Source organism: Cupriavidus sp. HPC(L) (assembly GCF_000307735.3).
GTDB lineage: Bacteria > Pseudomonadota > Gammaproteobacteria > Burkholderiales > Burkholderiaceae > Cupriavidus.
This window is the reverse complement of sequence record NZ_AMPR02000147.1, coordinates 1-7538: the sequence shown is the minus strand read 5'-3', so window position 1 is coordinate 7538 and position 7538 is coordinate 1. Positions and strand designations below refer to the sequence as shown.

General features: G+C 70.1%; 5 protein-coding genes and 1 riboswitch. Of the genes, 4 read left to right on the top strand and 1 reads right to left on the bottom strand.

Annotation, left to right across the window (positions count from 1 at the left end; genetic code table 11):
* Positions 1-951, bottom strand: a 951-nt coding sequence (locus tag B551_RS10560) for a CHASE domain-containing protein (protein ID WP_023264049.1), incomplete at its 3' end; no start/stop codon positions are given.
* A 239-nt stretch (positions 952-1190) separates the two neighbouring features.
* Between B551_RS10560 and B551_RS10555 the strand changes: the two genes are divergently transcribed.
* The 4 genes from B551_RS10555 to B551_RS10540 form a co-directional block, all read left to right on the top strand.
* Positions 1191-3281 (top strand): diguanylate cyclase domain-containing protein, encoded by a 2091-nt coding sequence (locus B551_RS10555; RefSeq protein WP_082928628.1) that lies wholly within the window; start codon positions 1191-1193, stop codon positions 3279-3281.
* Positions 3282-3368: 87 nt separating this feature from the next.
* Positions 3369-4775: a class II fumarate hydratase gene (gene fumC, locus B551_RS10550; protein WP_006578465.1), complete on the top strand. Its 1407-nt coding sequence runs from the start codon at positions 3369-3371 to the stop codon at positions 4773-4775.
* 161 nt (positions 4776-4936) lie between these two features.
* Positions 4937-5923, top strand: a complete 987-nt coding sequence (locus tag B551_RS10545) for a diguanylate cyclase (RefSeq protein ID WP_006578466.1) — start codon at positions 4937-4939, stop codon at positions 5921-5923.
* 131 nt (positions 5924-6054) lie between these two features.
* Positions 6055-6171: riboswitch (glycine riboswitch) on the top strand.
* 56 nt (positions 6172-6227) lie between these two features.
* Positions 6228-7538, top strand: a 1311-nt coding sequence (locus B551_RS10540; RefSeq protein ID WP_023264048.1) for a D-amino acid dehydrogenase, incomplete at its 3' end; no start/stop codon positions are given.

Sequence of the window (7538 nt, the reverse complement as noted above, 5' to 3'; positions counted from 1 at the left end):
GATCACCAGCGGCACGGGCGCACCGGGCCCGCCCTCCTCGAACGCGGCCAGCGTGGTCGCGCGTACGGTCCAGGTCTGGCCGCCGAACGTCAGCTCGCGATCGAGCTGGCGCAGCGGATGCGAATGGTTGCGGGGGGCTGCCTCGCCGCCTGCCCGGGCCAGCAGCAAGGTATCGGCGGCGGAGGGCCGCCCCTGATACAGCGACAGCGACAGCCTGCCGCCATGAACCGCCGCCGCGTCGGCCATCAGGTCGCCGAGCCGGTAGGCCGCATAGACATAGCCGAGCAGGGCCTGCCGGCGCTCCTCCACCGAATTGACCGGCATGCCGTTGCGGTAGACCGGCAGATACAGCACCGCACCCTGCGCCGCGACGCTGCGATGCGCCTCGCGCAGCAGCGCCACGCGCGGCGTCATGCGCGCCTGCATCGAATCGCGCGCCGCCTCCGCGGTGGCCCGGCGTGCCGGATCGGACAGGTGATCGAAGCCGAGCGCGCCCAGCGTGCGGCCGGCGAAGGGCTCGACATAGACGCCCGGCGCGTAGACCTCGCGCTCGCCCCGTGGGAACACGTCGAAGGCGGGCAGGCCCTCGGCGCGAACCGATTCGACCAGCGCGTCGAGCGCGGAGGCCTGCGTCAACCTGGCATAACCGACCGAATGGATGCCGGGGGGCAGATCGTCGACCTGGGTCGCCAGCATATAAGCCCGCCATTGGTCGCGCGTCGTGTCGGGGTCGGCCGCCAGCAGGCCGCTGGCGCCGCGCAGCAGGCGCTCGCCGGTGTCGAGCCGCTGGCGCACTGCCATCACGCTCGCCGACAGCATCGCGTCGAGCCGCTGGGCGGCGGCACGTTCGCTCCACGCGGCGGTCTGCACGGCGGCCGCGGCGGTGACGCAAGCGCCGGCGGCCACGACCAGCAAAGCCAGGACGGCGGGAGGAAGCGAAGGCAGTTTCATCGCAATAGCATGGCGGGGCCGTGCGGCCTGGATAGGAGCGGCGCAGCTTGGCGCCAAGGTCGTGACCGGCACCGATGCCGCTGGCGTCCAGGCTCGGATCACGGCTTGGACTATACCGCGCCAAATGCACTTTGCGACAGCGGGACAGGCCGTGTGCCGCGACTCGCACCATGCCGCTCGATGTGATACGGTGACGCCTACGGAACCCGCCGACCCGGGGAATGCCCTTGCGGGCACGCATGAACCGTCCCCCCTTGCTCGACGACTCGCCCAACGCACCGCCGCACGTAGCGCTGAAACGACCGCCCGACACACCGAACGACGATCGCCGCGAGGACCCGGCCACGGCCACGACGCGTCGTCCCCGGTTCGCGCTGTCGTTGACGACGCGCATCGCGCTGGTCACCGCGGGTCTGTCGACCGTGCTCGGCGCCGCCCTCGTGGTGGGCTCGCTGAAATCGGCCCATGACGACCTGCGTGACGCACTGCAGGCGCAACAGGATTCCGTCGTCAAGCTGACGGCGGAGCAGCTCGATTCCGCGGTCAACGATCGCCTGATCCTGCTCGAGCACCTCGCCCCGCAATTCAAGTCGATGATGGACGCGCCGGCCGCGCAGCTGCAGGCCATGCTCAGCCGCACCATTCCGATTCCCGGTACCTTCAACAGCGCCGTCGTGGTCGATGCCAGGGGCATGCTGCTGGCCCGCGACGGCACCCTGGTGTCGGTCGCGGACCGCACCTACTTCCGCGAGGCCGCGCGCACCCTGGCGCCGGTGATCAGCCCGCCGATCCGCGCCCGCGCCGACGGTTCGGTCGGCGTGCTGCTGGCCGTGCCGATCGTCTCGGACGACAAGACCTTCCTGGGCCTGGTCGGCGGCTGGATCGACCTGGCGCGCTCGAACTTCCTGGTGGAAGTGCCGCACAGCCCGATCGCCAGCACCGGCTTCTATTGCCTGGTATCGGCCGGCGCGCAGCCGGTCTACGTGCAACACCGGCTGCAGCAGCAGGTCGGGCGGCCGGCGCGCGCGCAGGGAGAGACCTGCGGCGTGCAGGCACAGCCGGCGACCCTGGAGTTCCTGACACCGCGCGAGCCGGTCATCGCACGCTATCTGATGGCGACCACCGGTTGGGAACTGGTCGCCGTGCTGCCGGCCAAGGAGGCCTTCCAGCCGCTGCACGCGATGCAGCAGCGCTTCCTGTTGTGGTCGGCGGTCGCGGTGGGATTGGCGGCGGTGCTGAACTGGTTCGCGGTGCACTGGATGTTCGCGCCGCTGGCGCAGCTGCGGCGCGTGGTGCGCGACAGCGCGCGCGACCTGTCGGCCTACGAGAGGCTGTCGACCCATCGCCATGACGAGATCGGCGTGCTGGCGCGCGCGTTCGCCCGGCTGATGCGCGACGTGCGCGAGCGCCGCGAACAGCTGCACCGCAGCGAAACGCGTCTGCGCGCGGTCACCGACACGCTGCCGTCGCTGCTGGCGTTCATCGACACCGACGAGCGCTACGTCTTCAACAACCTCGCCTACGAGCGCACCTTCGGCATTCCGCTCGACCAGCTGCGCGGCATGACGCTGCGCGAACTGCTGGGCGAGGCGCGCTACGCCCGCATCCAGCCGTATCTGCAGCAGGCGCTGGCCGGCACCGCGGTCACGTTCGAGACCGAGTTCCACGATCCCGACTACCACTGCACCGAAACCAATTTCCGGCCCGAGTGGAGCGCCGATGGCAGCCGCGTCGAGGGCGTGCATGTCCATGTGCAGGACATCACCGCGCGCAAGCTCGAGACGCTGCGGCTCGCGCAGATCTCGCGCCTGGACCACCTGACGCAGCTGCTGAACCGCAGCGCGTTCGAGACGCGGCTGGCCGAGGCGATGGCGCGCAGCCGCTCGCAGGACCGGCTGATGGCGCTGCTGTATCTGGACATGGACCGCTTCAAGGCGGTCAACGACCACTATGGCCACGCGGCCGGCGACCAGCTGCTGCAGAGCTTTGCCAAGCGCGTGCAGCGCTGCGTGCGCGAGCGCGATGCGGTGGCGCGGCTGGGCGGCGACGAGTTCGCCATCGTGATGGAGGACATCGACCGGCCCGATGTCGCGGTGCGCGTCGCCGGCGCGATCCTGCATGCGGTGGGCCGCCGCTTCTTCATCGAGGGCGCCTTCGTCGACGTCAATGTCAGCATCGGCATCGCGCTGTACCAGGGCGCGCCGATGACATGGCAGCAGCTGGCCAAGGAGGCCGATGCGCTGCTGTACCGCGCCAAGGACGCCGGACGCGGCCGCTTCGAGATCGGCCCGCCCGAGCTGGCGAACCGATCGCGGGAGGCGCGCCCGTAGGCCGGCTTGCGCGCCGGCGCGGCGTCGGCAGTCCCGGCGGCGTATCCTAGAAGGCCGATCCGCATCGTTCGTTCACAGGAGCCAGTCATGTCAGACCAGCAGCCCCCAGCGACCCGCATCGAACAGGACAGCCTGGGCCAGGTACCCGTCCCCGCCGACCACCTGTGGGGCGCGCAGACCGAGCGCTCGCGCCAGAACTTCCGCATCGGCAACGAGAAGATGCCGCCCGCGCTGATCGAGGCCTTTGCGATCCTGAAGCTGTGCGCGGCGCGTGCGAACCGCGAGCTGAACGTGCTCGACGCGGCGCTGGCGCAGGCGATCGAACAGGCCGCCGAGGAGATCATCGCCGGCCAGTGGCCCGACGAGTTTCCGCTGTCGGTCTGGCAGACCGGCTCGGGCACGCAGACCAACATGAACCTGAACGAGGTGATCGCCAATCGTGCGATCCAGCTGCTCGGCGGCGAGGTCGGCAGCAAGCGTCCGGTTCATCCCAACGACCACGTCAACGCGAGCCAGTCGTCCAACGACAGCTTCCCGACCGCGATGCATATCGCCGCCGCGCGCGCGGTGCAGCGCCAGCTGCTGCCGGCGCTGGAGACGTTGCAGAAGACGCTGGGCAGCAAGGTCGAGGCCTTCGCCGACATCGTCAAGGTCGGCCGCACCCATCTGCAGGATGCGGTGCCGCTGACGCTGGGCCAGGAGTTCTCCGGTTACCAGGCGCAGGTCGCCGATGCGCAGGCGCGGCTGCACCAGGCCGTGCTGCGCGCGATGCCGGTGCCCCAGGGGGGCACCGCGGTCGGCACCGGCCTGAATGCGCCCGCCGGCTTTGCCGCCGCCTTCGCGCGCGCGCTGGCCGACTACACGGGCCTGCCGTTCGAACCAGCGGCCAACCGCTACGCGCTGCAGGCCGCGCACGACGCGCTCGCCGATCTGTCCGGCGCGCTGAACACCACGGCCTCGTCCTTCCTGAAGATCGCGCGCGACTTCATGCTGCTCGGTTCCGGCCCGCGCGCGGGCTTTGCCGAACTGCAGCTGCCGGCCAACGAGCCGGGCTCGTCGATCATGCCGGGCAAGGTCAACCCGACCCAGGCCGAGGCGCTGGCGATGGTCTGCTGCCGTGTGATCGGCAACCACACCACGATCACGCTGGCCAACGGTCTCGGCACGCTGGAGCTGAACGCCTACAAGCCGGTCATCGTTTACAGCCTGCTGCAGTCGGTTACACTGCTGGCCGACGCGGCGGCCAGCTTCGCCGAACACATGGTGGCCGGCGTCGAAGCCGACCGGGCGCGCATCGCCGAGCTGCTCGAACGATCGCTGATGCCGGTCACCGCGCTGAACCCGCATATCGGCTACGACAAGGCCGCCGAGATCGCCAAGCTGGCCGTGGCCCGCAACCTGTCGCTGCGCGAGGCGGCAATCGCCTCGGGCCATGTCACCGCCGAGCAGTTCGAACAATGGATCGATCTGAAGGGGATGACGCGCGAGGTGTAGCGTCAGCGCACCGGTGCTGGCGGCCACGTCCACGACGGCGCATGCGGCCGCCCACACATTGAACGACCCATCGACCGGCCCCGCGGCACCGCGGCGGCCGGCGACAAACCCGCTCCAGACGGGCCGACGACGATCGGGGTAACAACGATCGCATTGACGAGATGATTCCTGCTCCCATTCCCGCCGATGACCCGCGGCGCCTCGACGCGCTGTATTCGCTGAACCTCCTCGATACCGCCGCCGAAGAGCGCTTCGACCGGCTGACACGCCTGGCCAGGCGGCTGTTCGACGTGCCGATCGCGCTGGTCAGCCTGGTTGATGCCAGGCGGCAATGGTTCAAGTCCTCGTTCGGCCTGGCCGTCCGCGAAACGCCACGCGAGCAATCGTTCTGCGGCCACGCGATCCTGCGCGACGATCTGCTGATCGTGCCCGATGCGCTGCAGGACCAGCGCTTTCACGACAACCCGCTGGTCACGGGCGCGCCCGGCGTGCGCTTCTATGCCGGCTGCCCGCTCGCGGTACGCGGCGGCGCCAAGGTCGGCACGCTGTGCCTGATCGACACCGCGCCGCGCGAGTTCGACAAGGACGACCAGGCGCTGCTGCACGATCTGGGGCGCCTGGCCGAGCAGGAGCTGGAGTCGGCGCAACTGGCGTCGATGGATGACCTGACGATGCTGTCGAACCGGCGCGGCTTCTCGGCGCTGGCGCAGCATGCGCTGGCGGTCTGCCAGCGCCAGCGCATGCCGGCCACGCTGCTGTTCTTCGACATGGATGGCTTCAAGGCCATCAACGACCGCTTCGGCCACGCGGAGGGCGATCTGGCGCTGGCCGCCTTCGCAGATCAATTGCGCCAGGCGTTCCGGCAGTCCGACCTGATCGGACGGCTCGGCGGCGACGAGTTCGTCGTGCTGCTTGTCGACGCCTGTGCCGACCAGTGCGACGCGATGCTGGCCCGGCTGCGGCAAGGCGTGGAGGCACACAACGCGCAGAGCCAGCGCGGCTATCGGCTCGACTTCAGCGCCGGCGCGGTCGCGTTCGATCCCGCCCGCCATGCGGGCATCGCCGATCTGCTGGCGCAGGCCGATCAGGCGATGTACGCCAACAAGCAGGCTCGCAAGGCGGGGACGCCGCCCGCCGGGCGTCAGTAACTCGCGTTGCGGCCGCCGCCGCGCCGTGTTACTGTCCGCCCATCCAGGAGAAAGCGAGCCTGCCGCGACAGCGCGGCGGCAGCGCTGCCGAAGGCGTACCCCCGAAACGCTCAGGTACCGAAGACTGGAGACGACAACGAACTGGAGAGCGCCGCCATCATGATTTGACGATGACGGCCGCCGAAGGGGCAAGCCGGGTCCGGGGCGGACGCGGTGAATCTCTCAGGCAAAAGGACAGTGGGGGCAGCCGGGTTGGCATCAACGATGCCGGCCGGCTGCCCCTTTTTGCATCCTGGAGCCTGAAATGAAAGTCATCGTGATGGGAGCCGGCGTGATCGGCGTGGCCTCGGCGTGGTATCTGTCCAAGGCCGGCCACGAGGTCGTGGTGCTCGAGCGCAATGCCGGCGCGGCACGCGAAACCAGCTTCGGCAACGGCGGCCAGATCTCGGTCAGCCATGCCGAGCCCTGGGCCAACCCGTCGGCGCCGCTGAAGCTGCTCAGCTGGCTGGGACGCGAGGACGCGCCGCTGCTGTTCCGCCTGCGCGCCGACCCGGCGCAATGGTCGTGGGGCCTCAAATTCCTGCGCGAATGTCCGGCCCGGCGTTCCACCCGCAACATGATCCAGCTGCTCAATCTCGGCACCTACAGCCGCGCCAGCCTGCAGGCGCTGCGCGCCGAGACCGGCATCGAGTACGACCACCTGGCCCGGGGCATCCTGCACTTCTATACCAGCCAGAAGGAATTCGACGCGGCGATCGAGCCGGCGCGCATCATGCGCGAGCTCGGCTGCGAGCGCCGCGTGATCGGTCCCGACGAAGTGGTGAAGCTGGAACCCGCGTTGGCGTCGATCGCGCCGCGGCTGGCGGGCGCCACCTACACCAGCGAGGACGAGTCCGGCGACGTGCATCGCTTCACCACCGGACTGGCCGCGCTGTGCGAGGCGCGCGGCGTGCGCTTCCGCTATGGCGTGCGCGTGCAGCGGCTGCTGGCCGAAGGCGGCCGCATGCGTGGGGTCGAGATCGCCGACGAGACCGGCGCGTACACGGTCGAGCAGGCCGACGCCTACGTGCTCGCGCTCGGCAGCTTCAGCCCGATGCTGGCGCGCCCGCTGGGCGTCAAGCTCGACATCTATCCGGCAAAGGGTTATTCGGCCACGCTGCCGGTGCTCGACCCCGAGCGCGCGCCGAGCGTCAGCCTGACCGACGACGAGTACAAGCTGGTGTTCTCGCGGCTGGGCGACCGGCTGCGCATCGCCGGCACCGCCGAGCTCAACGGCTATTCGATGGAGCTGAACCCGGTGCGCTGCGAGGCCATCGTGCGGCGCACGCTGGAGATCTTCCCCGGTGTCAGCCGGCCCGAACTGGCGCGCTACTGGACCGGCCTGCGTCCCGCGACGCCGGGCAACGTGCCATATATCGGCGCGAGCGCGGTGCAGGGGCTGTATCTGAACACCGGCCATGGCACGCTGGGCTGGACGCACGGCTGCGGCTCGGGACGCGCGATCGCCGAACTGATCTGCGGCCGCGTGCCGGAGGTCGACTTTGGCTTCTGCGGTCCGCTGCCGCCGGCGCGGCGGCTCGCGCGGCCAGTCGCGCCGGTGGCTGCCACGCGCGCC